The organism is Bacillus sp. AFS040349 (assembly GCF_002577655.1).
In the GTDB taxonomy this organism is placed as follows: domain Bacteria; phylum Bacillota; class Bacilli; order Bacillales; family Bacillaceae; genus Metabacillus.
In genome coordinates, this window is the sequence record NZ_NUMC01000226.1 from 1 (window position 1) to 479 (window position 479).

Annotated in this window: 3 tRNA genes; all 3 read left to right on the top strand. The window is 42.8% G+C overall.

From position 1 onward, the window contains the following. Positions 1 to 74: 74 nt before the first annotated feature. The 3 genes from COD11_RS26385 (at position 75) to COD11_RS26395 (ending at position 320) form a co-directional block, all read left to right on the top strand. Positions 75 to 151, top strand: a tRNA-Arg gene (locus COD11_RS26385). A gap of 3 nt (positions 152 to 154) precedes the next feature. Then, positions 155 to 231, top strand: a tRNA-Pro gene (locus COD11_RS26390). Positions 232 to 244: 13 nt separating this feature from the next. Further along, positions 245 to 320, top strand: a tRNA-Ala gene (locus COD11_RS26395). The last annotated feature ends 159 nt before the right edge of the window (positions 321 to 479 follow it).

Here is a 479-nt window from a genome sequence, read left to right on the forward strand (position 1 = left end):
CCTCGGCACCAACGTTTTTTTCGCGCTAGCGAAAATAACTAACCTTATTTTTATAGATTAAATTTAGATTATTAGCGCCCGTAGCTCAATTGGATAGAGCGTTTGACTACGGATCAAAAGGTTAGGGGTTCGACTCCTCTCGGGCGCGCCATAACGGGAAGTAGCTCAGCTTGGTAGAGCACTTGGTTTGGGACCAAGGGGTCGCAGGTTCGAATCCTGTCTCCCCGACCATCAACTTAAAAATGGGGCCTTAGCTCAGCTGGGAGAGCGCCTGCTTTGCACGCAGGAGGTCAGCGGTTCGATCCCGCTAGGCTCCACCAAAACTTTTAAAAAAATATCTTGCTTTCTTAAAATGAGTGTGATATTATAATAAAGTTGCTTGATAAACAAATGATCTTTGAAAACTAAACAAAACCAAGCGTGCCAACGTTAATTTCGATTAACAAAAACGTACTATAAAGTACAAACTTTTATGAGCT